This window comes from Parageobacillus caldoxylosilyticus, assembly GCF_019272935.1.
Classification (GTDB): Bacteria; Bacillota; Bacilli; order Bacillales; family Anoxybacillaceae; genus Saccharococcus; species Saccharococcus caldoxylosilyticus.
Genome location: NZ_CP040553.1, coordinates 612,142 through 637,480 on the forward strand (window position 1 = coordinate 612,142; position 25,339 = coordinate 637,480).

Below are 25,339 nucleotides of genomic sequence, written 5' to 3' on the forward strand. Positions count from 1 at the left end.
TTCCCCCTTACCCTTCCACATATTTGATAATGGCTCCGGCAATTTCTTCTAAAGGTACAATGTCATCGACAACGTTCGCCTGAATCGCTGCTTTCGGCATTCCAAACACCACTGCCGTCTCCTGCGCTTCGGCGATCACTTTCGTGGCGGCGTTTTCTTTCAGCTTTTTTAATCCCGCTGTTCCGTCCGATCCCATCCCCGTCATAATGACAGCTATTTTTTCGTAATCCGTTACGGTACTGAGCGATTCAAACAGCACATCGACGGAAGGACGGTGACCGTTTCGCGGCGGCGACTGTTCGAGGCGGGCCGTCAGCATCCCTTTTGCTTCATGAACTAATAAATGATAGCCTCCAGGCGCAATATATGCCGTACCATTTTGCAACGTTTCCCCATCCTCTGCCTCTTTCACCGTTATAGACGAAAGCGCATCAAGCCGTTGCGCTAACGATTTGGTAAAGCCTTTCGGCATGTGCTGGACGATGACGATGGGCGCAGGGAAATTTTCCGGAAATTTAGTCAGTACAAGCTGCAATGCGCGCGGCCCCCCTGTGGATGTGCCGATGCCGATCACTTTTTTGCGCTGAGGCGCCTGATGCGAAAATGGCTTTATCCAATGATTGACGGCAATTTTGCCAGATTTGCTGTTTCTGGAAATGATCCGGACATTGGCACGGCTCGCCAGCAGCACTTTACTAGTCAGCTCTTCCTTTACTTTATATAAATCGAGCGAAATGGAGCCAGATGGTTTCGCGACAAAATCAACGGCACCATATTGCATAGCGGTGATCGTATTTTCCGCCCCTTCCGTCGTCGTGCTCGATACCATGACAACCGGAAGCGGATGTTCCTGCATGATCTGCTTGAGCGCCTCCAGTCCGTTCATGATCGGCATTTCCACATCCATCGTCACGACGTCGGGATGTGATTGTAAAATCTTTTCTAACGCTTCCTTCCCGTTTCTCGCCGTTCCTACCACTTCGATGTGCGGGTTTTCCGAAAGAAAGTCGACAATCATTTTCCGCATAAAAGCCGAATCATCGACGACAAGCACTTTCACTTGATCCATGGGTGGCCTCACCTTTCTAGTAAAAAGTGACGCAGTCTGGCAAAAAAATGAAATGGCTCCCTCTCTTTCTCTTGCGCCACTGCGCCGGCCGATAAATAACGGTCCGCTAGCGTATGCATAGCACGGCTTACTTTAGCAGTGGGATCAAACAGCAAAAACGGTGTTTGCCGTACTACCGCTTTCGCAACGGTGCGGTCTTCCGGCAGCATGCCCAGCGGAATCACCTCTTTGTCCAAAAATTGTTTCGCTACCCGTTTCAGACGCTCTAACGTCTCACGTCCTTCTTTGTCCGTCCGCACGCGGTTCGCAATAACGTACAGCGGAATCTCCTTTTCCTGCGTATACATATATTTCATCATCGCATACGCATCAGTGATGGCTGTCGGCTCCGGCGTGGTGACAATAAAAATGTCATGGACAGCCTTTAATAGATAGAGTCGATCTTCGGAAATGCCAGCTCCCATATCGAAAATAAGATAGTCATATTGCGCTGATACCGATTGCAGCTCTGTTAGAAAATAGTCGACTTTTTCCTCGTCCATCGTAAAAATGTTGGTCAATCCCGTTCCGCCGGCAATAAACGATATGTTGTCCGGACCTGTTTTAATCAGTTCTTGCAACGGAAGCTGCTTCGCAAACAAGTCAACAATCGTTAACGGTGACGATTGCCCAAGCAAAATATCAATATTTCCCATTCCAATATCCATATCCAGCAATAATACCCGAAAACCGCGCCGCGACAACATGATAGAAAAATTGAGAGAGACGTTGGATTTGCCAACCCCGCCTTTTCCGCTCGTAATAGCGATCGTTTTCGTGATTCGTTTTTGCCCGTTTTGCCTGCCTAAACGCAACCGCAAGTTTTCTGCCTGATCTTTCATCTTCCTTCGACCCCAAACAGCATGTTTATCAGTTGTTCCGGCGACGCCTCGCTAATGTCGTCCGGTACATTTTGTCCGTTAGTAAAGTAAGCCGCTCCTACGTTATATTCCATCATTAAATTAAACATCGCCCCATACGAAGTAGTTTCGTCTAATTTCGTAAAGATAAAGCGATCGATCGGAACAAGGGAAAACTGTTCATAGATTGTTTTCATATCTTCGTATTTTGCCGTGAGGGCAAATACGAGAAACGTCTCCATTTCTTCGTCAAAATCGATGATGTGTCGCAACTCTTTGACATATTGCGGATTGCGGAAATTCCGCCCTGTCGTATCAATAAAGACGATATCGCGGTCGGACAATTTTTTCTTCGCCTCTTGAAAATCTTGCAAATTATAACAGACTTCCAGCGGTACGTTTAAAATTTGCGCGTACGTTTTTAATTGTTCGATAGCCGCAATCCGATAAGTATCGGTCGTAATAAACGCGATGTTTTTCCTTTGCTCCAATACGCAGCGGGCTGCGATTTTCGCCAGCGTCGTCGTTTTGCCTACGCCGGTCGGTCCGACGACATTAATATATTTTTTTCGCAGCGAAATGCCCCCAAACGGAACGGATGCCAATTTTTCTTTCATTATTTCTTTAGCCCAGGCAATCACCTGTTTTTCCGGCGCTTTTCCGCCGTCTACGTACCATTTTTCCAATAAGGCAGCTACAATGTCCTGGACTAATGAAGCGGAAATGCCTTGGCTTTCAAGCCGGCATTGCACTTTGCTAAGCGGGGCTGGATAAGAAGGAATGCCGGTCATGGCATTGGCGGAAAGCTGCTTTATCAGCGCCTTCAGCTCTTGTAATTCATAAAGCAGCTTTCCATCTTCTCTCCCTTTTTTTTCATTCAGAAACGAGGAGGAAAATGAAACTTCTTCTTTTTTCCCCACCGCTTTCGAACGGATCGGCTGCGGGTCGACAGCGGCGATCACTTCGATATTTTTTTTCGTAAACAGCCCAAAAAGCCCGCCTTTATGAACGACTTTGGAATTTAAAATCACCGCATCGCTTCCAAGTTCGGCACGAATCATTTTCATTGCTTCCGACATCGACGGCGCAACAAATTTTTTTACTTTCATTCGATCTCCACCATCCCAACGCTTTGGACTTCCACATTTGTCTCCAGCTCATTGTAGGATAAAACAGGCAAGTTTGGAAAATAGCGTTCCGTCAATTGCCGCACATACATGCGAACGGCTGGAGAACATAGCAAAATTGGTGTTTGGTTTGCAAATACATGCTTCTCAAGCTGTGCGGCAATTGCTTCGATAATCGATTGAGACAGCGTCGGATCCAGAGACAAGTAACTGCCATGTTCCGTCTGCTGCACCGCCTCCGCCACCGTTTTTTCCACTTTTCCGGATAAGGTAATGACTTTTAATGGCTCGCCTGGAATCGCATACTGGCTTGTAATTTGCCGTGCCAGCGCCTGCCGCACGTATTCCGCTAATATATCGGTATCCGTCGTCATGCGGGCAAAGTCGGCCAACGTCTCAAAAATGAGCGGCAAGTTGCGGATTGATACTTTTTCTTTCAGCAGTTTGGCCAGCACTTTTTGCACTTCCCCGACGGAAAGAGGATTCGGTGTCACTTCTTCCACCAATACCGGATACGATTCTTTTAAATGGTCGATAAGCTGTTTCGTTTCTTGGCGTCCTAGCAATTCATGCGCATGAGTTTTCAACACTTCCGTAATATGGGTAGATACAACCGACGGCGGATCGACGACCGTATAACCCAGCATTTCCGCTCTCTCTTTCATCTGCTCGGAAATCCATTTCGCAGGAAGGCCAAATGCCGGTTCCACCGTGTCGATCCCCTCTACCGAATCATCTTCGATTCCCGGACTCATCGCTAAATAATGATCCAAGAGCAATTCGCCGCGCGCTACTTCATCCCCTTTGATTTTCAGCCGGTACTCATTCGGCTGCAGCTGAATATTGTCGCGGATGCGGACAACCGGAATCACCAGCCCGAGCTCGAGCGCCAGCTGGCGGCGGATCATAACGATGCGGTCGAGCAAATCGCCGCCTTGGTTGGCGTCAGCAAGCGGAATGAGCGCATAGCCAAACTCAAACTCAATCGGATCGACATGAAGCAGGTTAATGACGCTTTCCGGGCTTTTTAATTCATCCATTTCCGCTTCTTCTGCTTCATCTTGCATAGCGGCTGTTTCCGGATGGGTCTCCCGCACGGAAAAACGGTATCCGCCAAGCGCAAGCAAGCCCGCGATCGGAATCGTCAGCACATCGCTAATCGGCGTAAACAGGCCGAGCAAGAAAATCGTTCCTGCTGTGACATATAACATTTTTGGAAAGGCAAACAGCTGTTTCATAATGTCGCCGCCAAGGTTGCTGTCAGATGCCGCTCTTGTCACAACAATCCCGGTAGCGGTCGAAATTAACAGCGCCGGAATTTGGCTGACGATTCCATCGCCAACCGTTAATAATGTGTAGCGCTGTGCCGCTTCGGAAATGTCAAGCCCCTGCTGGACAACGCCGATGACCATACCAAAAAGCAAGTTAATCACAACAATAATCAATCCGGCGATCGCATCGCCTTTAACGAATTTGCTCGCTCCATCCATCGCCCCGTAGAAGTCCGCTTCCCGTGCCACTTTTTCCCGGCGTTGCCGCGCCTCTTGTTCGGAAATCATTCCGGCGTTTAAATCGGCATCAATGCTCATCTGTTTTCCCGGCATCGCATCAAGCGTAAAGCGGGCCGCCACTTCTGATACCCGTTCCGCTCCTTTCGTAATAACGACAAACTGGATGATAATTAAAATCAAAAATACGACAAAGCCGACGACAACATTCCCCCCGACAACAAATGTCCCAAATGTTTCCACAACACCGCCCGCTTCCCCTTTGCTTAAAATCGAACGGGTGGTGGAAACGTTCAGTCCTAAACGAAATAGCGTGAGCAGCAGCAAAAGCGAAGGAAAAATGGAAAATTGCAGCGGCTCTTTCATATTCATCGACGTAAGGAGAACTAACAGCGCAAGCGAAATATTGATGATGATCAATACGCTTAAAAGCCAGGACGGCAGCGGAATAATTAGCATTGCTACAATTAAGACGACCATCAATAATACGGATAAATCTTTTGCTTGCATACATGTTCTCTCCTTACTGCTAAACTTTTCGCTTCAAGCGGTACACGTATGCTAAAATTTCCGCTACCGCTTTGAAAAATTCTTCCGGAATCATGTCGCCAATTTCCGTTTGCCGATACAGCGCTTGGGCAAGCGGACGATTTTCTACGGTCACGACATCATGCTCTTTTGCTAGTTGTTTGATTTTTAGCGCCACATAATCCGCCCCTTTCGCTACGACCATCGGCGCATCCATTTTTCCGTCTTCATACTTCAGCGCGACGGCGTAATGGGTCGGGTTGGTGATGACTACATCGGCTTTCGGCACTTCCTGCATCATTCTTTTCATCGCCATTTCCCGCTGTTTTTGCTTCATTTTTGATTTAATTAGCGGGTCTCCTTCTGTCTTTTTGTATTCATCTTTAATATCCTGCTTGGACATGCGAATATTTTTCTCAAAGTCAAAACGTTGGTACAAGTAATCGAAAATAGCAAGAAACAACAGCGCCACAGAGGCATAAAGCCCCATTTTTACCGTTAAACTAGCTAACGAGCTTAATGTCGCGCTTAACGATTTCGTTGTCAACGACAAAATATGATCGAGCTGAAGCCATAACAAAGCAAATGTCACCATTCCAACAATGCCAATTTTTAGAAGCGATTTTAACAGCTCTACTACTGCACGCAATGAGATAATCCGCTTCAGCCCTTGGATCGGATTAAGCCTGTTCCAGTCCATTTTTAAAGGCTCCGTCGTAAATAAAAACCCTACTTGCAAAAAATTAGCTAAACAGGCGGCGGCAACCGCTGCGCAAAAAACAGGAGCGATGATCAATGCCGTGTTTTTTAACCAGTTGATAAAAAGAAGATGAACCGAATCGATCGTTAAATCAGCACGGGCGTATTGCTCAAATGATTGGGACAACAAATGCAGCATTTTTTCTTTATAGTACGTTCCGGAAAAGAATAAAACGAGAAATACAACAAGCATGACCATCGCGGTATTGATGTCGGCGCTTTTCGCCACTTGCCCTTTTTCCCGCACTTCCTGCCGTTTCCGCGGTGTCGCTTTTTCCGTTTTTTCCTCGGCAAAAAACTGCAAATCAAGGCGCAATCCGTTCATTTATGTGCCTCCTAAAAGCCGCATCAGCTCGCGCATCGATACAAACATCACATCAAACAAATGGCGGACGGCGATAAACAACGCCGCCATTGTTGCGATGAATAAAATCAATGCCACAACGATTTTTACCGGAAACCCGACGACGAAAATATTCAGTTGCGGCACGGTGCGGGCAACGATGCCGAGCGCCACATCGACTAAAAATAAACAGCCGACGAGCGGAACAGACATTTGAAAAGCGATGGCAAACATCATGCCAAACGATTTAACGATGTATGGAACGACATGGCTGTCAGCAAACCGCGGCCACTGGTCAAGCGGAATAAATTGATAACTGTAAAAGATGCCATCGAGCAGAAGATGATGTCCGTTGACGGAAAGCAATAACAGTAAGGCAAACGTATACAAATATTGCCCCATTAGCGGACTTTGCGCTCCTGTCTGCGGGTCGATGACATTGGCAATCGCAAATCCCATTTGAAAATCAATCAATCCGCCGACAATCTGAACCACCGCCATAATCATATAAGCAAACAAGCCAATCCCGAGACCAACGAGCACTTCTTTTAGCACTAACAATACATACATTTCGTCTATAGCAACCGTTGGCTGCGAAATGGCAAAAAATATGATCCAGCTAAGGAAAAAAGATAATCCAATTTTATGTACGTTCGGAATCGTTCGATACGAAAACAGCGGCAAGGTAGCAAAAAAGGAAGCAACGCGCGCAAACACCAGCAAAAACGCCGGAAAATGCAACAGTAATGGTTCCATCGTGCATCAGCCTATAAATTGTGTTAAATTGTTTAAAATATCATGGGCGTAAGACACCATTTTTGACAGCATCCACGGCCCGAAAAAAACAAGCCCAACAAGGACAGCGACAATTTTCGGAACAAACGCCAACGTCTGCTCCTGAATTTGCGTCGTTGCCTGAAAAATGCTGATGATCAGCCCAACCGCCAATGATAATAAAAGCAGCGGCCCGCAGACAATTAAAATCATGTACACTCCTTGTTCGGCAATCCGAATCACAAAATCGGCACTCATCATTGCCACCTACTTTACTGAAAGCTTTCTAGCAGTGATTTCACAACTAAATACCAGCCATCAACAAGCACAAACAATAAAATTTTAAACGGCAACGATATCATGACAGGAGGGAGCATCATCATTCCCATCGACATCAAGACGCTAGCGACTATCATATCGATGACAAGAAATGGTATAAAAATCATAAATCCCATTTGAAATCCCGTTTTCAATTCGCTGATCGCAAATGCTGGAACAAGCGTCGTCAGCGGAATATCTTGCACCGTTTTCGGCTTTTTGGCGCCGCTATACGATAAAAACAGCGCCAAATCCTTTTGCCGGGTATGCTTGCTCATAAACTCCTTAATCGGCACAGACGCTCGTTCGTACGCCTGTTCCAAATTAATCTTTTCAGAGAATAACGGCTGCAGTGCTTGATCATTGATTTCTTTAAACGTCGGCGCCATGATAAAAAACGTCAAAAACAGCGCTAAGCCAACGAGCACTTGATTAGGCGGCATTTGCTGCGTTCCGAGCGATGTGCGGACGAACGACAACACGATCACAATGCGTATAAAACATGTCATCATGATTAAAATGCCAGGAGCAATAGACAATACGGTTAACAGCAGCAGCAGCTTAACCGATATGGATACATGTTCAGGAGCAACCTCATTAAACATGCTCATTAATTCATTCATCCAATGTCGATCCCTTCTGTTTCATCTGCTCCAACAATTGTTTTCGTTTCACGGATAGCTCCTGCATTTCTTTTAGCAGCATGTTGCGAAACCGATCATTAGCCCCGTTTGACTGCTTCCGTTTATCCGCTAAATAATCGCGCAGCCGTGCTCCCCATTTGCCCGGTTCGAGCATGTGCTCGAGCCGCTCGTTATGCAGCGCTAAAATTTCTTTCATTTCGTCCTCTTCAGCAATCTCGCACAACAGCTGAATCGATTCGCCGACGCCAATGACAAGAATGCGGTTTCCGACCTTGATTAGCTGGACAGAGCGGTTCGCGCCGACGCTTGTCCCGCCAAGATGCTCAATCACTCCCTTTTTTCCAGGAAGCAGCTGGCCGCGGCGGTAAAGAAATTTTAGCAGCCCGTAAATTAAGGCAATCACCAGCAGCGTCGCTCCGATTAAGCGGACAATGTCCCAAACGGAAAAAGGCGATGGCTGTGCTTGTTCAGCCGGCGCCGCTTTGCTTTTCGGCGAATTTGCCGGTTGGTCGCATAAGCTAGGACGCTGCAGGCATTCTTTTACCGTCGGCGACTGCTGCGCGAAAGCAGGAAAACCTGTTTGCGCAGCGGCCGCGATGATAAGGCATAGACATAATAAAATGACCCGTGACGGAAACAAATGTATTCCACCTCTTACATCAGCCGAGTGTTTTGTTGATTGCTTCGATGACGCGGTCGGCTTGGAACGGCTTGACGACAAAATCTTTCGCCCCCGCTTGAATCGCGTCAATAACCATTGCCTGCTGCCCCATTGCCGAACACATAATCACTTTGGCGTTGCTGTCAATTTTTTTAATCTCTCGTAAGGCGGTAATGCCATCCATCTCTGGCATCGTAATATCCATCGTGACGATATCCGGACGGGTTTCCTTGTATTTTTCAATCGCCTGCCGTCCATCCGCCGCTTCCGCTACTACTTCGTGCCCATTTTTCGTTAAAATGTCTTTAATCATCATTCTCATAAATGCTGCGTCATCTACCACTAATATTCTGGCCATTTCCTATAAACCTCCTAAACGACTATTTTAATCTTTTTAAACGATCGCCTGGGCTAATGATATCGGTCACGCGAACACCAAAATTTTCGTCAATCACGACCACTTCTCCTTTAGCGATTAACTTATTATTGACCAATATATCGACAGGTTCCCCAGCCAGTTTATCCAATTCAATAATCGATCCGGCCGATAAATGCAAAATTTCCTGGACGGAGCGCTTCGTCCGCCCTAATTCGACCGTTACTTGCAACGGAACATCGAGAAGCAGCGATAAATTTTTCACCTCTGCTTCCGCTGGCGGGGAAGGTTCAAATTCGGCAAAATCGGCCGTTTGAATGTTCCGCACCGTTGTTTTCCCGCTTCCGGCAAAACGGCTGGAATGCGATGCAATGGACCGTTCCGCATCATGATGGGAATAAGAAGCCGCTGCGCCGTCAGCATAATGGACCGAAGGGACTGGCTGCGTGCGGCCTGTCTCTTCCGTTTCCCATTGCGGTGCTTTTTCTTCCCCCGCGTTATCCTTTTGTCCTGCATATAAGACGCCCTCGGAAGGCTCTTTTTCATGGCCGTCAGGCTGAAGGAGCTGTTGTACAATCTCTTTTGCGAAATCGACAGGCAATAGCTGCATAATGTTCGAATCTACTAAGCTGCCAATTTTCAAGCGAAACGAAACTTTAATCAATATCTCTTCATCCGGTAAATACTCAAGCCCTTCCCCTTCCTTTATGTCCAGCAAATGAATGGTCGGGGGAGAAATATCGACTCGTTTTCCAAAAACGGTCGACATCGATGTCGCTGCCGAACCCATCATTTGGTTCATCGCTTCCTGCACCGCGCTTAACTGGATTTCTCCTAAAGAGCCGCTTGTGCTTTTCCCGTCCCCGCCTAGCATCAAATCGGCAATGATCGCCGCATCATCCTGTTTGATAACCAGCAGGTTCGTCCCCAAAAACCCCTCCGTATAATTCACTTGAATCGCTACATACGGCATTGGAAATTCATCGGCTACATTTTTCCGTTCAATAATGGAGACGCTTGGCGTCGTAATTTCCACCTTTTGATTTAACAGCATCGACAGCGCTGTCGCCGAGCTTCCAAACGAAATGTTGCCAATTTCCCCGAGCGCATCTTGTTCTAATGGGGACAATATGTCCGCTAATGCTGGAAGGCTGTCGGTTTCGCCTACTCCGCGCAGCAGCGCATCGATTTCATCTTGCGATAGCATACCATCATTCATCATCGTCATTTTCGTCCCCCTTAACCGTACCTAAAATTTGAACCGCCAGCTTTTTATTTCTCTTCCCCGGCTGTCCAATAAATTTTGGAATATCACCGACTTTCACTAAAAGCGGCTGGTGAATCGACTGCGCAAGCTCAATGACATCGCCGACTTCGAGCTGCAAAAATTCTTCAATCGTAATCGCTGCCGTGCCAAGCTCGGCAATAATCGGCAGCTTCGCCAAACGAATCCGCTCCTCAAGCGCTTTTTCTTCCTCCGGAGAACTTTCTTTTTTTTGCGTTTGCATCCAATAATGAACCGATAATCTTGGCATAATCGGCTCGAGCACGACGTGCGGTATGCAAATATTCATCATCCCGCTCGCTTCGCCGATTTGTGTGTTTAACGAAATAACGACCACCGTATCATTCGGCGATATCATTTGCAAAAACTGCGGGTTTACTTCGAAATCGGCTAAAACGGGATTGATGTCGGCCACCGATTCCCAGGCATCGCGCAAATTGGCAAACGCTTTATCAAACAGATTGGACATGATCCGCGTTTCAATTTCCGTCAAGTTATCTACTTTATTCATGCTTGTTCCTCTGCCGCCCATCACGCGGTCAAGCATGGCATACGCGATATTTGGATTTACTTCCATCAAGATATGCCCGTTCAGCGGCGGAACTTCAAAAACGTTGATGATCGTCATTTTTGGAATGGAGCGGATAAACTCCTCATACGGAATTTGATCGGCAGATGCCACTGATATTTGCACATACGTGCGCAACTGGGCGGAGAAAAACGTTGTTAATAATCTAGCAAAATTTTCGTGAATGCGCGTCAAACTGCGAATTTGGTCTTTCGAAAAACGAAGCGCCCGCTTAAAATCATAGACTTTGACACGTCTGCCTTCTTCTTCTTTTTTTAATTCTTCCGCGCTCATTTCTCCAGTGGACAACGCCGCTAAAAGCGCGTCTATTTCGCTTTGCGACAATACTTCCCCATTCGTCATTATGATCGTTCCCCCCTTGCGGTACAGGCTATTGGAGGATAAAGGAGGTAATATATACTTGCTCTACTTTTCCTTCTTGCATGACTTGGTTAATTTGCTGTTTTAACCGCTCCTCTAACGCGATCATTCCTTTTTTTCCTTTAAAGTTTTCCGCCTTCATTTCGGCAAGTTCTTCGATAATGATGTTTTTAATTTGAAAATCGCGTTTTTCTGCTTCTTCCTTGCCATCTTTGCTGTCGGTTTGAATTTTAAAGGAAACTTTTACATAGCTTCCGTCTGCCAGATTGGTTGTAATGTCCGGAATATCGAATGAACTTTCGACAATTTCATCCACACTTGGCGCTCCTGTTTCTTTTTGACCGGTCAGTTTCATCACCGCGATTAGCGCTACTGTACCGATGAGAGCAATCACCACAAGGATAGTGACCATCGTTTTGACTAATTTATTGCTTTTCACTGTCGGATCCTCCTAAATCTCGCGGTAAACGAAACACCGCGGCTTGCCGATAAAAATCGCTGACTAAATCAACAACCTCCTGTACGGATTCGCGGACAACAAATCTTTTTCCATTCGTTAGTGTAACTGTCGTATCCGGAAATGCCTCGACTTGTTCAATATAAAGCGCATTTAGCACAAACTTTTTGCCATTGAGCCTAGTCAGTGTAATCATGTATGTATTAGGGTACTAGATGGCGGCTAGTACCCTCCCCCCTTCGCTATTTCTTCAAGTTGACAAGCTCCTGCAAAATTTCATCCGATGTCGTAATAATGCGGGCATTGGCCTGAAAGCCGCGCTGGGCGACAATCATTTCCGTGAATTCTTCAGAAAGGTCGACGTTGGACATCTCTAAAGCACCGGAAACAATCTCGCCGGTTCCGCCCGTTCCAGGTTCATGCAGTATAAATTTTCCTTGTGGATCCAAAATACTGCCGGAGTTGGATGTTTCTCTAAATAAGTTTCCCCCGACTTTTTCTAAACCGTCGTTATTGGCAAACTTCGCAAGGAGAATTTTTCCTGCTATTTGCAACTTTCCATCTTCGTCAATATAATTCACAGTCCCATCTGCACCAATGCTGACGCTTTGCGCATCTGTCGGAATCGTGATTGTACTTACTTTATCTTCGAATTGGTTTGTTTGCTGATTGTAATATTGGCCAATGAGATATAAGCCATCGCTATTGACAATTCTTCCTTCTTGATCTAGATAAAAATTCCCCGCCCTTGTAAACACAGGATTGGTAATCGTTTGCTGTGTTTCTTCCCCAAGAACAAAAAATCCGTCTCCGGAAATCGCTAAATCAAGAACGCGGCCCGTCGTTTGCAAGCTTCCTTGTGTATGGACCGTATCAATCGCCGCCAGCTGCGCGCCCAAGCCGACTTGACGCGGGTTCGCTCCGCCCCGTCCCTGGCTCGGTCCGCTTGCTCCGGCAATCGTTTGGCTGATTAAGTCTTTAAAAATCGTTCTTCCCTTTTTAAATCCATATGTATTGACATTTGCAATGTTGTTGCCAATGACATCTAATTTCGTTTGGAAATTTCTCATGGCACCAATTCCGGAATACATCGAACGAAGCATCGCAATCCTCTCCCTTTCATTTATTTAGATTCTACTTTCACGACAAGGCTTGCTTCGACTGTTGCGCCATTATCCAACTCTAGAAAAATTTGATTATCTTTTTGCGACACCGATTTCACGATCCCGCTTTTCGTGTTTCCATCTTCTTGCCAATATACGTTTTTTCCAATCCATTCACTGTAGCGAAGCAGCGCTTGATTATTTTGCGTCTGCATAAACCGTTCGAACATGCTTGAAATATTGATCATTTGTTCTAGCGACGAAAACGTCGCCATTTGCGCAATAAAGTCTTTATCTTCCATCGGGTTTAGCGGGTCTTGGTTTTGCAATTGGGCAAGCAATATTTTTAAAAAATCATCTTTTCCTAATATTTGATTTCCCGTCTTTCGTTCGGGAGGCTTATAGCTACCTAGCAGCAAGCTGGCATCAATGCCATTTGTCTCCATCTTTCTCCCCTCCTATGCTTCCGCATCCAACATTTCCACGGTGAAATGGGAAAGCGGCTGTCTTTTCAGTTTCTCTTCTTTTCGCTGCTGTTGTTGTTTTTGTCCTTGTTCCTGCCCTCCTTGATAAAATCTAGGGGTATAGTGGTGTTCCGTCCATACGTTCCATTTCTCGACCGTTATATGCTGGGTGTCCAATATTTGATAGAGCTGCGGCAAATTGGCGTCCAGCAGCGCTTTGGCGGAATCGGTCGATACGATAAGCTTGGCGGTCAATGCTCCTTGTTCCCGCACCATCTTTACCGTCAATGTTCCTAAATGCTCCGGATGAAGGCGAATGACTAGCTGCGCATTTCCATTTTGAAAGCGGGTAAAGCGGCCTGACTGAAGCACATTCGCCAGTCGCTGGAGAAACGGTTCGCTTGCCTTTTGTTCCGGCAGTGTTTGCTCCACTGTAATTACCGGAATATTGTCCTGCGACGTTCCCATCGTTCCATTCGGCGGCAACATCGGAAACAGCGGTGTAAAGTCCTGCCTTTCTACATTGCGCACAGCCGTTATTGAAGAAGAAATATCTCTATTGAAATGAGACGAAAAGGAAAATGGATGCTGGAACAGCGATCTTTCTAGTTTTCTGCCGTTATAGGAGGCTCCTTCCCCTTTCTTTTCCTGCGCCAAAAATTTTTTCAGCCATTCTTGCCAAACTGCTTGTCCATCTTTCGCTCCTGTGCTTTCTGACGTGATGCCGTTTTGCAATAATGGCTGGACCAAATCTTTTATCCGTTCATCTGCTGTCATGCTGCGGATTTGTTCCATTAGCTCGCTTTGATCCTTGCCGTTATTGATTTGCCGAATGAGTGACGCAATCATTTCTTTATTTCTGATAAGATGATGGGCATCATCGCCAGGAAAAGACGGCGAAGGGGTCGCTTTCTCGTCTCCTGTCATGCCGTTAAGCAGAAAAAGAAGATATGCCGCCCATTCTTCCATCCCGCTTTGGCGGACTGCACCTTTTTCACCTTCAGCCGATGGAGAACGTTTTTCTGACAGAGCTGCATTTTCCACTTTATCTTTTGCATCCGCTTTGACTGTGGCAAGCAGCTGCTGAAACAGGCTCCATTCCCCTTTTTTTTCCGCCAGTTTTGCAGCGGATTTTTCCGCTGATCCTGTCATGGATTGTCCTAATGGTGGAAGGTTTGCTGCAATTTTCACCGGGCCGCCCCCTCTGCTAGTTGATTTTCTTCCGCGCGTCTTGCCAGCATAGACGTATATTTGGCTGCCTGATCAAGCGGCATTTTTTCTAAAATTGCCGCCGCTTTGTCGCTGTCTAATGCTGACAAAATCGTGAGCACGTCGCTTTCCGACATCGTAGCCAAAATTGATGCAGCGTTTTTCTCTGACATGGTGCTATATATATTTACAACGTCTTCCATTGTGACCGTTTCGCCCTCGGCCGCTGCCTCTTCCGCAAATGGCTTTGCCTGTTGTTGCTGTAAATATTCCAACTCTTGTTTCAATTGATCCACTTCTTGCTGTTTCGCCGACAATTTATTTTCCAGGCTGCGGATTCGTTTCTTTTGTTGGGCAATCATTTCGTTTTGCTTCTCAATCGTCGCTCCTAATTTCTTTTGCGTCTTTTGCACATCAATATATTGCGAGATGATCGGGATGTTGTTGCTGTATGTCTTTACCGCGTCCATCACATTTACACCGGCAATCGCCATGATGACAACCGCTAATGTGATCGCAAACAATGCTGGGATGACAACGATGAATAAAAACCATTGCAGTCTGCTCTCTTTCTCTATTTCCTGGTTTCTTTCCATCTTCTTAATCTCCCCGATATGTAAAGCGTTGAACAGAAATTTCGTCCATCCATTTGATTTCCGCCATCTTTTCCGCATGCTGAACGGCCTGTATATATTTTTCTTTCATTTTTTCGTACTTTTTTACTTCCATATTAAGCTCGGTCAGTTTTATTTGTTTGCGCTGCATTTGTTCTCTAGCCTGCATCACTAAAATTTGATAATGATGAATCGTTCGCTCTAGACTGGCAATATACTGTTGAAAATGGCGGATGTCTTGAACGGACAGCCCTAATTGCAGTTTTTGCTTATGTATTTCTTCGTGTTCCTCTTTTTGTTTCAGCAGCTCATATAATTTTTCCGCCGCTTCCTCAAAGCGCCGTACTGCTTCGTCGTATTCCCTCATCGCCAAATTTTTTTCGTTTTCTTTCATCGCCAGCACTTTTTGCAGCTTAAACGCATATCCCATGTTCTTCACCCTGTTTGCACGAGATGAAGCAGCATTTGAATGCTTTCATCCCTCGTCATTTTTTCATGCACATCTTGTTTGCAAAACGACATGATTTTCGGATAAAACCGAATCGCCTCATCAATTTCTTTTGAAGATCCGCGCTTGTACGCCCCTATATTGATTAAGTCCTCCGAATCTATATAAGTGGACAGGAGCTGGCGCAGTTTATCTGCCGCTTGCCGGTGCTCCGGAGTAACAATATGGTTCATCACGCGGCTTACGCTTTTTAATACGTTAATCGCCGGGTACTGCCCTTTATTGGCTAAGTTGCGCTCAAGGACGAAATGACCGTCTAAAATGCCGCGGACCGTATCGGCTATCGGTTCATTCATATCATCACCGTCGACAAGCACCGTATAAAAGGCGGTGATCGTGCCGTACGCGTTTGTCCCTGTGCGCTCCAACAGTTTTGGCAAAACCGCAAATACGGACGGCGTATAGCCTTTTGTTGTCGGCGGTTCGCCGATCGCCAGCCCGATTTCCCTCTGTGCCATCGCCACGCGCGTCACCGAATCCATCATAAACATGACGTCCATTCCTTGGTCGCGGAAATATTCGGCGATCGCGGTGGCGGTATACGCTCCTTTTACGCGCATCAGCGCAGGCTGATCAGAGGTGGCGACAACGACAATCGAGCGCGCCAATCCTTCCGGACCAAGATCGCGTTCAAGAAATTCACGCACTTCACGCCCGCGTTCGCCAATTAACGCGATCACATTGATATCGGCGTTCGTATGGCGGGCGATCATTCCCATCAGCGTGCTTTTGCCGACGCCAGAACCGGCAAAAATGCCAACGCGCTGCCCTTTGCCGACGGCAAGCAAGCTATCAATGAGACGCACTCCAACTTCAATCGGTTCCGTGATCGGCGGCCTTGTGAGCGGATTGGGCGGATTGCGCTCGATGGAAATCGGCTGCAATCCTTGCGGCAATGGGCTGCCGTCAAGAGGAAGCCCAAGCGGGTCAAGCACTTGGCCAATTAACGAAGGGCCCACATATACCTGCAGCGGCTTTCCTGTTGCTTCTACCATACATCCCGGTGAAATATGCTGAATGGTCGAAAACGGCATGAGCAATACATGCTGCTCTTTAAACCCGACCACTTCGGCCGCGATCTTTTGTTTTTGTCTGCCACCGCCGACATGAATATAGCAGAGGTCGCCAACCGAACTTTCCGGTCCTTTTGCTTCAATCATTAAGCCAATGACGCGCGACACTTTACCAAACCGTTTATACGAATCAAGCTTGTCAATCTCATCAAGGAGAGCTTGCCAGTTCAATGGACATCCCCTCCTTTATCCGCTCGAACAGCTTCTCTTTTATTTGCGCAAGCTGTGTATCGACACTCGCATCGATGCGCCCGAACGGCGTTTCGACAAGACAGCCATGCTCTTGAAGCTCATCGTCTGGATGGATAAATAAATCGACTTCATGTGGAAATAACGATTTTAACTCTTCCTTTTGCCTTGCCACTATTTCATAAGAAAACGGATGGACGTAAATCGTCACTTCCGTTTGCTCGCGGACTTCTTTGAGCACCCGTTTTACAAGCGATAAAAAATAATTAGGATCTTTTTCTAACACCTCACCGATAATGCGCTCCGCCACTTTCATGCCAATACGGAGAATCGTTTCTGCCGATGCGTTGATTTGTTCATAAAATTGCACATTCGCCAATTCGGTAATATGACGGGCTTTTGCGATCAGCTCGTCATAGTTCTGCAGCGCTTCTTGACAGCCTTTTTCGAATCCGGCGTGATATCCTTCCTTCCGCGCTAATTGAACAAGCTGCTCCTTTTCAATGCGCCACTCCTCTTTTTCTTTCAGCACTTGCTGACGCATTGCTTCATAATATTGCTCTGCTTCCTGCCTGATTTGCACTGCTTCCCGTTTCGCTTGCTCCATGACCGCTTCGTGGTCTTCTGGCGGTTTTGCCGTTTCATACGGTGGTTCATGGAAAACGTGCTTAATTTCAATCGTTTTTTTGCTCATTCGGTTTTGCAGTGACAGCGCCTTAATGACGTTAGACAATGATATCATCCCCTCCTCCGCGGGCAATGACAATCTCTCCTGCTTCTTCGAGGCGGCGGATTACAGCGACAATCCGCGACTGAGCTTCTTCGACATCTCGCAGACGGACAGGACCCATATACTGCATTTCCTCCTTAAACGTTTCGGCCATGCGCGTCGACATATTGCGGAACACAACTTCTTTTACTTCGTCACTCGCTACTTTCAGCGCCAACATTAAATCATTGTTGTCCACTTCGCGAATGACGCGCTGGATCGCGCGATTATCAAGAGTGACAATATCTTCGAAGACAAACATCCGCTTTTTAATTTCTTCGGCCAGTTCCGGATCTTGAATTTCCAGAGCATCGAGAATCGTACGCTCCGTGCTGCGGTCGACTTGATTCAATACTTCAACGACTGCTTCGATGCCGCCTGCCTGCGTATAGTCCTGCACTACGGTTGTCGATAGCCTTCGCTCTAAAATTTGCTCCACTTCGTTAATAATGTCCGGCGAGGTGCTATCCATTAAGGCGATGCGCCGCGCCACGTCAGCCTGCATTTCTTGCGGCAAGGCGGACAAAATCTGCCCGGCCTGTGTAGGTTCCAGATACGAAAGAATAAGTGCAATGGTTTGCGGGTGTTCGTCTTGAATAAAATTTAAAATTTGCATCGGGTCGGCTTTGCGCGCAAAATCGAACGGTCGCACCATCAAAGCGGATGTGAGCCGGTTGATGATGTTCATCGCTTTCTCCGGACCGAGCGCCTTTTCTAACACTTCTTTCGCATAAGCGATTCCACCTTGGGCAATATAATCCTGTGCCAGTGCAATTTGATGAAACTCCTCTAGCACTTCTTCTTTCTCATCCGCTGTTACTTGACGAACATTAGAGATTTCTAACGTCAGCTTCTCAATTTCTTCTTCCGATAAATGTTTATAAACGGAGGCGGAAACATCGGGGCCAAGGGAAATGAGCAGAATCGCTGCCTTTTGTCTGCCCGTCAGCCCCCCCTTTTTGTCACGTTTTGCCATCTGCCGTTCCTCCTACTCTTCCGATAACCACGCTCTTAGCAGTTTTGCAAATTCATCCGGCTTTTCTTTAGCCAGCCGTTCTAACTGTTTGCGGCGCATCGTTGCTTCTGTCTCATGCTCTTCATGAATGTCCGGAATTTGCTGCACAACCGGCTGCTCGAACATTTCTTCTTCCTCTTCCTCTTCTTCCCGGCGCTGGCGCCACAATAAAACGGCCAGAACAATAAGCAGAACAAGCGCTGCGCCACCAGCAATATAGACCCACATCGGGATCGTCTGTTTTGGTTCGGTAAACGTCGGTTTTCCATTGAATTTTTGTACCGAAACAACAACACGGTTATTAATATCTTGATCGGTTAATGTTTGTCCGTACCCTTTATCAATAGAGGTTCTGACAACCGTTCCTAATATTTTTTGAATGTCATTGATCGTCTGCAGCGGCAGCGAATTTGGATTTTTCGGGTCAGGCGGCTCTACCATCACCTGAATGCCTAGATCGCGAATTTTATAGGGACTTTCGACAATATGTTTTTTAATTTTATTCACTTCGTTGTTGATCGTCTCTTCCGTCCGCTCATAATCGCCGTTTGTTTCGCCTGTACCGGCCTGATAGCTCGGCACCTCGTTTTGGCCTGTGCCGGCGGTGCCGCCAGGACGGGCGCCATTGCCGGAATACGTTTCTTTAATGCGCTGCACGCTTACGGCAATGCCTTCATTATTTTTTTCATCGACAGGGGCGACAAGGTCTTCTTCCCGCTTTTCCTGGGTAAAGTCGACATCCGCCGTTACCGATACGACGACCTTATCCTGTCCCATCATCGTTCCTAACATTTGCTGAACTTGCCGCTGGATATCGCGTTCAATTTGTTTTTTTATTTCTTGCTGGGCGGCAAATGTTGTACCTGTCGAAAATTTTTCATCATTTTTTAAGTCGAAGTACTCAAAAAACTGATTCATAATGACGATATTATCTGTAGGAAGATTAGGGACGCTTTTGGCAACAAGATGGTACAATGCTTTAATTTGCTGATCGCTAAACCGGTATCCCGGTTTTGTTTTCAATACAATCGAAGCAGACGCTTCCCCTTTATCATCGGAAACAAACACGCTCGGCTGCGGAAGATTAATCATTACTTTCGCATCTTCAACGCCGTCAATGCTTTTTATTAAATTGGCGAGCTCATTTTGCATCGCTTTCAGCTTGACCATGTTAAATTCGTTATCCGTCATGCCAAAGCTGGCATTCTTTCCGAAAAAAGAATAATCAATGACGCCGCTGTTTGGTATTCCTTCTGCCGCTAATTCTACTTTTAGCGAGTCGGCCTGCTCTTTTGGCACTTCGATCGTCGTACCGTTATTAGTCACTTGCGATTTAACGCCGCGCTGGTCCAGCGTCGCTTTAATTTGTCCCGCCTCCTGCGGGGTTAAATTGCTGTATAACGGCACAAACTCGGTTCTCGTCGTGAAAAAGACGACGGCGCCGACAACCGCGATGAAAAGAATAAGGCCGGAAACAGCCATCCATTTTTGTTTTTTTGTTCTCTCTTTCCAAAATAAAGTAAAGCGATTGGTCCATTCCTTTAATTTATTGCTCATATTATTCCCCCGGTTATGTCACAATCGATTCGCTATATTTGCATCCGCATCATTTCTTGATATGCTTCAACCACTTTATTGCGGATTTCTAACGCAAGCTGCAAGGAAATACTTGCTTTTTGCGAAGCGATCATCACTTGGTGCAAATCGACATTTTCGCCTCTCACTAACTTTTCGGTCAGCCGGTCCGCCTGCACTTGCTCCTTATTGACTTCATGGAGCGCTTCTTTTAAAAAGGCGGAAAACTGTTTTTGCGCCTCTATCGGCTTTGTCTGCTTAGCAGCATTCGCTGCATGCGAAAACAACGCGCCTCCGATTCCTTGTATCATCTTGTCTATCCCCTTTACGATGATTTGCCAATCTCTAACGCCTTCATTAACATTCCCTTCGAGGCATTAAAAACGGTGACGTTTGCTTCGTAGGACCTTGTTGCACCGATCAAATCGACCATTTCTTTCAGCGGGTCGACATTAGGCAGACGGACATAGCCGTCGGGTCCTGCATCCGGATGGGAAGGGTCGTAAACAAGTTTAAAAGGAGTCGAATCCTCTATAATTTTTGTTACCTTTACCCCATTTCCTACCGATCCCGAGCGATTCATTGCTGCTTGCAAATATGTATTAAAATCTTCCTGACGCGGTTCCATCACCACTAGTTTGCGGCGATATGGCTCCCACTTCCCATTGATGAGACGCGCCCGCGTCGTATCTATGTTAGCCATATTGGAAGAAATCACATCCATGCGCAGCCGCTGGGCCGTTAGCGCCGAGGCGGTAATATTTAAACTTTGGAAAATAGACATGGATTATTTTCCTCCCCTAATGACGGTTTTTAACGTTGTCAAATTTCCGTTCAGCCGTTCGATTAGCGCATTGTAATAAATTTGATTTTCTGCTAAATTTGACATTTCACGATCAATGTCGACATTGTTTCCATTATGATTGTAAACTAAATTTCCTTTTGTCGCTACGACAAATTTCTCATTCATTGAATGGGAAAACGGCAAATGTTTTGGATTCGTCCGTTTTGCCTCCAGCGAATGCATCGCACGAACTAGTTCCGCCTTAAACTGAACGTCTTTCGCTTTATAATTCGGTGTGTCTGCATTGGCGATATTGTTCGCAATCACTTTTTCCCGCAATGCCGCATAATCGAGCCCTTGTTCTAGCATCCTGATTGTGTGCGAAAACAATGACAAAGGTATCCCCTCTTTTATCCTAGTTTTTCGACAAGATATGCTATTATTCATTTTACGAGAGTGAAAAAATATTGTATAGCCGGAATATTGTACTATTTTTCATCACAACAATAGGGGGGATTGTCGAAATTTGTTTTTTAATCATTATAATTGGAAATAAAAAGGACCTAAAGGCATATACCGCCTTTAGACCCTTTTTACTATCAGCTGGATTTTAGTTTTTCTAATTCCGTCAAAAATTTATCATTTAAGACTTTAATATAGGTTCCTTTCATGCCAAGCGAACGTGATTCAATAACGCCGGCGCTTTCTAGTTTGCGGAGGGCGTTGACGATGACCGAGCGGGTGATGCCGACGCGGTCGGCAATTTTACTTGCGACAAGCAGCCCTTCCGTACCTTCTAATTCTTCAAAAATATGCTCAATCGCTTCTAGCTCGCTATAGGACAAGGAGCTGATCGCCATTTGCACAACTGCTTTGCTGCGCGCTTCTTCTTCAATTTCTTCCGCTTTTTCCCTTAAAATTTCCATTCCAACAACCGTTGCACCGTACTCCGCCAAAATAAGGTCGTCATCGTTAAATTCGCGATCTAACCGCGATAAAATAAGCGTTCCAAGGCGTTCGCCGCCGCCGTTGATCGGCACGATCGTCGTCAATCCCGTTTTAAATAAGTCACGATTTTCCACTGGAAGTGCGGTATATTCGCTATTAATATCGATATTAGGGGATGTTTCCGTAATGTTAAATAAGTTTTTCGTATATTCTTCCGGGAATTGACGCTCTTCGAGCATTCTTTTCATTCGTTCATTTTCAATCGATTGTTTGATGGCAAAGCCAAGCAGCTTGCCGCGGCGGCTGACGACGAATACGTTTGCTTCGATGACTTCGCAGAGCGTTTCCGCCATTTCTTTAAAGTTTACTGGTCTTCCGGCTGCTTTTTGCAGCATTGCGTTAATTTTTCTTGTCTTTTCTAATAAATTCATTGATTGATTCTCCTCCTTATTTTTTTTGTTACATTTGTTACAAAATAAATTCGCTTAAATCTTTGTTTTTGACAATGTTTCCTAATTTTTGCTCGACATACTGCGGTGTAATCACCACTTTGTCTAGCGTAATATCCGGAGCTTCAAACAATAAATCTTCGAGCAGTTTTTCCATGATCGTGTGCAGGCGTCTTGCCCCGATATTATCGGTCGTCTGATTCACTTCAAAGGCAACCTCGGCTATCTTACGAATAGCATCGTCAGAAAATTCAAGATTTATACCTTCTATTGCCAAAAGCGCCTTATATTGTTTAATCAGCGCGTTATGAGGCTCTACCAATATTCTTACGAAATCGTCCACCGAAAGTTTCGTTAACTCGACACGAATCGGGAAACGCCCCTGCAGCTCGGGGATTAAATCAGACGGTTTCGCCATATGAAACGCCCCGGCAGCGATAAACAAAATATGATCGGTCTTTACCGGGCCGTATTTGGTCATGACCGTTGAACCTTCGACGATCGGCAAAATATCGCGCTGAACCCCTTCCCTTGACACATCGGCGGAAGACGTCGATGTCCCGCTGCGGGCAATTTTATCGATTTCGTCGATGAAAATGATGCCGGATTGTTCGGCGAGGCGCACTGCCTCTTGCGTGACTTCGTCCATATCAATGAGCTTTTGCGCTTCCTCATTCGTCAGCACTTTGCGCGCCTCGCTCACTTTTAGTCTTCTTTTTTTGCGGCGCTTTGGAATAAGGCTGCTAAGCGCATCCTGCATGTTCATTCCCATTTGCTCGATTCCTGCTCCCTGCAGGAAATCAAACAGCATCGGCTGCTGCTCTTCCACTTCGATGGTCACCATTTCATCCTCTAACTGACCGTTGGCAAGCTGCCAGGCGACCTGTTTCCGCTTTTGTTCAATATGCTCGTCTTCGTGTCCGTGATTCGTCTCTTGCTGATACGATTGCCCGCCGCCAAATAATAATTCAAGAGGGTTTTTGATCGTTTGCTTTTGTCTCCCTGGCACTAACAGTTCGACAAGCCGCTTATTGGCCTGTTGTTCGGCTCGATCTTTCACTTCGTTCATTTTCCGCTCTTTCACAAGCCGCACGGAGGTTTCGACAAGATCGCGCACCATCGATTCGACGTCGCGGCCGACATATCCGACTTCGGTAAACTTCGTTGCTTCCACTTTCACAAACGGCGCCCCGACCAGCTTTGCCAGCCGTCTCGCAATTTCCGTTTTGCCGACCCCTGTCGGACCGATCATCAAAATGTTTTTCGGGACTACCTCATCGCGCAATTTTTCGTCAAGCAAACTGCGGCGGTATCGGTTTCTTAACGCAATCGCCACCGCTTTTTTCGCTTCTTTTTGCCCGACGATGAATTGATCGAGCTTCTCGACGATTTGCCGAGGTGTAAGTGTTTCCGACATCGCTGCCCCTCCTCCCGTTTTACAATTCCTCCACAATAATGTGCTCATTCGTATACACACAAATATTGGCCGCTATTTCTAGGGCCGCTTTGGCAATCTCTTTTGCCGACAATTGTTCTCCCGCGTATTGCTTCAACGCGCGCCCTGCCGCCAGTGCATAGTTTCCACCGGAGCCGATTGCTAGAATGTCATCATCCGGCTCGATGACTTCGCCCGTTCCCGATATGAGCAGCAAATGGCGCTCATCCATGACAATCAGCATCGCTTCCAGGCGGCGCAACACTTTATCGCTGCGCCATTCTTTCGCCAGCTCCACAGCAGCGCGCGGCAGGTTGCCATTAAACTCTTCCAGCTTTCCTTCGAACATTTCAAACAATGTAAAGGCGTCGGCTACAGAACCAGCAAATCCGGCCAACACTCTTCCTTGAAATAACCGGCGCACTTTTTTTGCCGTATGTTTCATGACCACCGCGTTTCCAAATGTAACCTGTCCGTCCCCTGCCATCGCCGCTTTTCCATTATGGCGGATCGCAAAAATCGTCGTCGCGTGAAACTGTTCCATTCCCTTTCCCTCCTTGCCGGCGGCAAAGTTATGCCCGCGGATGCGTATGTAAATAAATGTGTCGGAGTCTGTCTTTCGTGACATGGGTATACACTTGCGTCGATGAAAGGTGCGCATGTCCGAGCAATTCCTGGACGGTGCGCATATCCGCTCCTTCATTTAATAAATGAGTCGCAAACGTGTGCCTTAATACGTGCGGGCTAATATGCTGCGTAAGCGCCGCCTTTTTGACGATTTCATCCAAAATATAACGTGCCCCCCGAGGTGTTAACGGATTGCCGCGGGCGTTGACAAACAAATACGCATGCTCGGTTTTCGCGTTTTCAAGAAGCTCTCGCCGCCCCTGACGGATGTAGCGTTCTAACGCCTCTTTCGCAAAACGGCCGAACGGAACATAGCGTTGTTTACTGCCTTTACCATGAATTAAAATCGTTGAAACAGAAAAATCGATGTCGGAAAGCTGAATGTGACAACATTCACTAATACGGACGCCGGTTGCGTAAAGAAGCTCGAGCAACGCTTGGTTGCGCTGTCCGATTGCCGTATTTACATCATTGACATGAAAAAGGCATTCTAATTCCTGCGGGTATAAAAAATTAGGAATTTTTTGTTCTTTTTTCGGCAGCGCTGCAAGTGCGAACGGATTTTCCTTCACTTTCCGCTCCCGCAGCAAAAACTTATAAAAACTGCGCAGACTGGACATTTTCCGTGAAATGGAGCGGCTTGACTGCTTTTGGCCGTAGAGTTTTGTTAAATAAAGACGAACATCGCTATATGTTACTTCATGTAAGTGCTGAATCCCCTGCTCATTCATAAATTCGAAAAACTGTTCGATATCTTGTCGGTAACACACAATAGTATATTGTGAATAATTTTTTTCGATTTGTAAATATTCTATGAACAATTGTAACGCAATTTTCGAATTTTCCATTTTCCACACCTCACAAGGGCTACTAAATAGTA

General features: G+C 46.4%; 30 protein-coding genes. All 30 read right to left on the bottom strand.

Annotated elements, in window-relative coordinates:
- Positions 1-7 precede the first annotated feature (7 nt).
- Positions 8-1,069 (bottom strand): protein-glutamate methylesterase/protein-glutamine glutaminase, encoded by a 1,062-nt coding sequence (locus BV455_RS03060; RefSeq protein ID WP_017437067.1) that lies wholly within the window; start codon positions 1,067-1,069, stop codon positions 8-10.
- Between the two features lie 8 nt (positions 1,070-1,077).
- Entirely contained in the window at positions 1,078-1,950 is an 873-nt protein-coding gene (locus BV455_RS03065) for a MinD/ParA family protein (protein WP_017437068.1), read from the bottom strand.
- Positions 1,947-3,077, bottom strand: a complete 1,131-nt coding sequence (flhF, locus tag BV455_RS03070) for a flagellar biosynthesis GTPase FlhF (RefSeq protein ID WP_017437069.1) — start codon at positions 3,075-3,077, stop codon at positions 1,947-1,949. The genes BV455_RS03065 and flhF overlap by 4 nt, the downstream gene beginning before the upstream one ends.
- Entirely contained in the window at positions 3,074-5,113 is a 2,040-nt protein-coding gene (gene flhA / locus BV455_RS03075; protein ID WP_017437070.1) for a flagellar biosynthesis protein FlhA, read from the bottom strand. The genes flhF and flhA overlap by 4 nt, the downstream gene beginning before the upstream one ends.
- Before the next feature lie 19 nt (positions 5,114-5,132).
- Positions 5,133-6,215 carry a flagellar biosynthesis protein FlhB gene (gene flhB / locus BV455_RS03080; protein WP_017437071.1) on the bottom strand — a complete coding sequence of 361 codons (1,083 nt, stop codon included), beginning with the start codon at positions 6,213-6,215 and terminating at the stop codon, positions 5,133-5,135.
- Positions 6,216-6,989 (bottom strand): flagellar biosynthetic protein FliR, encoded by a 774-nt coding sequence (gene fliR, locus BV455_RS03085; RefSeq protein ID WP_017437072.1) that lies wholly within the window; start codon positions 6,987-6,989, stop codon positions 6,216-6,218.
- Positions 6,990-6,995: 6 nt separating this feature from the next.
- Positions 6,996-7,265, bottom strand: a complete 270-nt coding sequence (gene fliQ, locus BV455_RS03090; protein WP_017437073.1) for a flagellar biosynthesis protein FliQ — start codon at positions 7,263-7,265, stop codon at positions 6,996-6,998.
- A 14-nt stretch (positions 7,266-7,279) separates the two neighbouring features.
- Positions 7,280-7,948, bottom strand: coding sequence for a flagellar type III secretion system pore protein FliP (gene fliP / locus BV455_RS03095; protein ID WP_017437074.1), 669 nt, complete (start codon positions 7,946-7,948; stop codon positions 7,280-7,282).
- The gene (gene fliZ / locus BV455_RS03100) at positions 7,941-8,609 is read right to left on the bottom strand and encodes a flagella biosynthesis regulatory protein FliZ (protein ID WP_017437075.1); all 669 of its coding nucleotides are present in this window, start codon (positions 8,607-8,609) and stop codon (positions 7,941-7,943) included. The genes fliP and fliZ overlap by 8 nt, the downstream gene beginning before the upstream one ends.
- A gap of 19 nt (positions 8,610-8,628) precedes the next feature.
- The gene (locus BV455_RS03105) at positions 8,629-8,988 is read right to left on the bottom strand and encodes a response regulator (RefSeq protein WP_017437076.1); all 360 of its coding nucleotides are present in this window, start codon (positions 8,986-8,988) and stop codon (positions 8,629-8,631) included.
- 22 nt (positions 8,989-9,010) lie between these two features.
- Positions 9,011-10,228, bottom strand: coding sequence for a flagellar motor switch phosphatase FliY (gene fliY / locus BV455_RS03110; protein WP_026078622.1), 1,218 nt, complete (start codon positions 10,226-10,228; stop codon positions 9,011-9,013).
- Positions 10,218-11,222, bottom strand: a complete 1,005-nt coding sequence (fliM, locus tag BV455_RS03115) for a flagellar motor switch protein FliM (RefSeq protein WP_017437078.1) — start codon at positions 11,220-11,222, stop codon at positions 10,218-10,220. Before fliM ends, fliY begins: the two co-directional genes overlap by 11 nt.
- Before the next feature lie 28 nt (positions 11,223-11,250).
- Entirely contained in the window at positions 11,251-11,679 is a 429-nt protein-coding gene (gene fliL, locus BV455_RS03120; RefSeq protein WP_017437079.1) for a flagellar basal body-associated protein FliL, read from the bottom strand.
- On the bottom strand, positions 11,666-11,893 hold the full coding sequence (locus tag BV455_RS03125; RefSeq protein WP_017437080.1) for a flagellar FlbD family protein: 228 nt from the start codon (positions 11,891-11,893) through the stop codon (positions 11,666-11,668). Before BV455_RS03125 ends, fliL begins: the two co-directional genes overlap by 14 nt.
- A gap of 46 nt (positions 11,894-11,939) precedes the next feature.
- Positions 11,940-12,800, bottom strand: coding sequence for a flagellar basal body rod protein FlgG (gene flgG / locus BV455_RS03130; protein ID WP_017437081.1), 861 nt, complete (start codon positions 12,798-12,800; stop codon positions 11,940-11,942).
- 20 nt (positions 12,801-12,820) lie between these two features.
- Positions 12,821-13,246 (bottom strand): flagellar hook assembly protein FlgD, encoded by a 426-nt coding sequence (gene flgD / locus BV455_RS03135; RefSeq protein WP_061580205.1) that lies wholly within the window; start codon positions 13,244-13,246, stop codon positions 12,821-12,823.
- 12 nt (positions 13,247-13,258) lie between these two features.
- Entirely contained in the window at positions 13,259-14,455 is a 1,197-nt protein-coding gene (locus BV455_RS03140; protein WP_218687749.1) for a flagellar hook-length control protein FliK, read from the bottom strand.
- Positions 14,452-15,069 (bottom strand): MotE family protein, encoded by a 618-nt coding sequence (locus BV455_RS03145; RefSeq protein WP_042407100.1) that lies wholly within the window; start codon positions 15,067-15,069, stop codon positions 14,452-14,454. The genes BV455_RS03140 and BV455_RS03145 overlap by 4 nt, the downstream gene beginning before the upstream one ends.
- Positions 15,070-15,073: 4 nt before the next feature.
- Positions 15,074-15,517 carry a flagellar export protein FliJ gene (gene fliJ / locus BV455_RS03150; RefSeq protein ID WP_017437085.1) on the bottom strand — a complete coding sequence of 148 codons (444 nt, stop codon included), beginning with the start codon at positions 15,515-15,517 and terminating at the stop codon, positions 15,074-15,076.
- A gap of 5 nt (positions 15,518-15,522) precedes the next feature.
- Positions 15,523-16,839, bottom strand: coding sequence for a flagellar protein export ATPase FliI (gene fliI, locus BV455_RS03155; RefSeq protein ID WP_017437086.1), 1,317 nt, complete (start codon positions 16,837-16,839; stop codon positions 15,523-15,525).
- Positions 16,817-17,599, bottom strand: a complete 783-nt coding sequence (gene fliH / locus BV455_RS03160) for a flagellar assembly protein FliH (protein WP_218687750.1) — start codon at positions 17,597-17,599, stop codon at positions 16,817-16,819. Before fliH ends, fliI begins: the two co-directional genes overlap by 23 nt.
- Positions 17,583-18,602, bottom strand: coding sequence for a flagellar motor switch protein FliG (gene fliG / locus BV455_RS03165; RefSeq protein ID WP_042407105.1), 1,020 nt, complete (start codon positions 18,600-18,602; stop codon positions 17,583-17,585). The genes fliH and fliG overlap by 17 nt, the downstream gene beginning before the upstream one ends.
- Positions 18,603-18,614: 12 nt before the next feature.
- Entirely contained in the window at positions 18,615-20,198 is a 1,584-nt protein-coding gene (fliF, locus tag BV455_RS03170; protein WP_081159521.1) for a flagellar basal-body MS-ring/collar protein FliF, read from the bottom strand.
- A gap of 32 nt (positions 20,199-20,230) precedes the next feature.
- Positions 20,231-20,527, bottom strand: a complete 297-nt coding sequence (gene fliE, locus BV455_RS03175) for a flagellar hook-basal body complex protein FliE (protein WP_017437090.1) — start codon at positions 20,525-20,527, stop codon at positions 20,231-20,233.
- Positions 20,528-20,541: 14 nt separating this feature from the next.
- Positions 20,542-21,000 carry a flagellar basal body rod protein FlgC gene (gene flgC / locus BV455_RS03180; protein ID WP_017437091.1) on the bottom strand — a complete coding sequence of 153 codons (459 nt, stop codon included), beginning with the start codon at positions 20,998-21,000 and terminating at the stop codon, positions 20,542-20,544.
- A 3-nt stretch (positions 21,001-21,003) separates the two neighbouring features.
- Positions 21,004-21,396 (bottom strand): flagellar basal body rod protein FlgB, encoded by a 393-nt coding sequence (flgB, locus tag BV455_RS03185; protein WP_042407108.1) that lies wholly within the window; start codon positions 21,394-21,396, stop codon positions 21,004-21,006.
- 203 nt (positions 21,397-21,599) lie between these two features.
- Positions 21,600-22,379: a GTP-sensing pleiotropic transcriptional regulator CodY gene (codY, locus tag BV455_RS03190; RefSeq protein WP_218687751.1), complete on the bottom strand. Its 780-nt coding sequence runs from the start codon at positions 22,377-22,379 to the stop codon at positions 21,600-21,602.
- 37 nt (positions 22,380-22,416) lie between these two features.
- Positions 22,417-23,814 carry an HslU--HslV peptidase ATPase subunit gene (gene hslU, locus BV455_RS03195; RefSeq protein ID WP_218687752.1) on the bottom strand — a complete coding sequence of 466 codons (1,398 nt, stop codon included), beginning with the start codon at positions 23,812-23,814 and terminating at the stop codon, positions 22,417-22,419.
- Between the two features lie 19 nt (positions 23,815-23,833).
- Positions 23,834-24,376, bottom strand: coding sequence for an ATP-dependent protease subunit HslV (gene hslV / locus BV455_RS03200; protein WP_017437095.1), 543 nt, complete (start codon positions 24,374-24,376; stop codon positions 23,834-23,836).
- 28 nt (positions 24,377-24,404) lie between these two features.
- Positions 24,405-25,307 (bottom strand): tyrosine recombinase XerC, encoded by a 903-nt coding sequence (gene xerC, locus BV455_RS03205; RefSeq protein WP_017437096.1) that lies wholly within the window; start codon positions 25,305-25,307, stop codon positions 24,405-24,407.
- Positions 25,308-25,339 lie beyond the last annotated feature (32 nt).